This window comes from Streptomyces sp. UH6 (assembly GCF_013421635.1).
In the GTDB taxonomy this organism is placed as follows: Bacteria; Actinomycetota; Actinomycetes; order Streptomycetales; family Streptomycetaceae; genus Streptomyces; species Streptomyces abyssomicinicus.
In genome coordinates, this window is sequence record NZ_JACADT010001466.1 from 1 (window position 1) to 631 (window position 631).

The 631-nt window shown below is 70.5% G+C and carries 1 protein-coding gene; it reads left to right on the plus strand.

Annotation, left to right across the window (positions count from 1 at the left end):
• A partial coding sequence (locus HW445_RS32635) for an NADP-dependent phosphogluconate dehydrogenase (protein WP_180224345.1) occupies window positions 1-631 on the plus strand: 631 nt, incomplete at both ends.

Below are 631 nucleotides of genomic sequence, written 5' to 3' on the forward strand. Positions count from 1 at the left end.
CCGGTGACGTGGTGGTCGACGGTGGCAACTCGCGCTGGACGGACGACGAGAAGCACGCCGCGGAGCTGGCCGAGAAGGGCATCGGCTTCGTGGACTGCGGTGTCTCCGGCGGTGTCCACGGCCTGGCCAACGGCTACGCGCTCATGTACGGCGGCGAGGCCGAGCACGTGGCCAAGGTGCAGCCGGTGCTGGACGCCCTGAAGCCGGAGGGCGACTTCGGCGCCGTGCACGCCGGCAAGGTCGGCGCGGGCCACTTCGCGAAGATGGTCCACAACGGCATCGAGTACGCCATGATGCAGGCCTACGCCGAGGGCTGGGAGCTGCTGGAGGCGGTCGACTCGGTCACCGACGTCCGGGAGATCTTCCGCTCCTGGCGCGAGGGCACCGTGATCCGCTCCTGGCTCCTCGACCTCGCCGTGAACGCCCTCGACGAGGACGAGCACCTGGAGAAGCTCCGTGGCTTCGCCCAGGACTCCGGCGAGGGCCGCTGGACCGTCGAGGCGGCCATCGACAACGCCGTCCCGCTCCCCGCCATCACCGCCTCCCTCTTCGCCCGCTTCGCCTCCCGTCAGGAGGACTCCCCGCAGATGAAGATGATCGCCGCGCTGCGCAACCAGTTCGGCGGCCACGC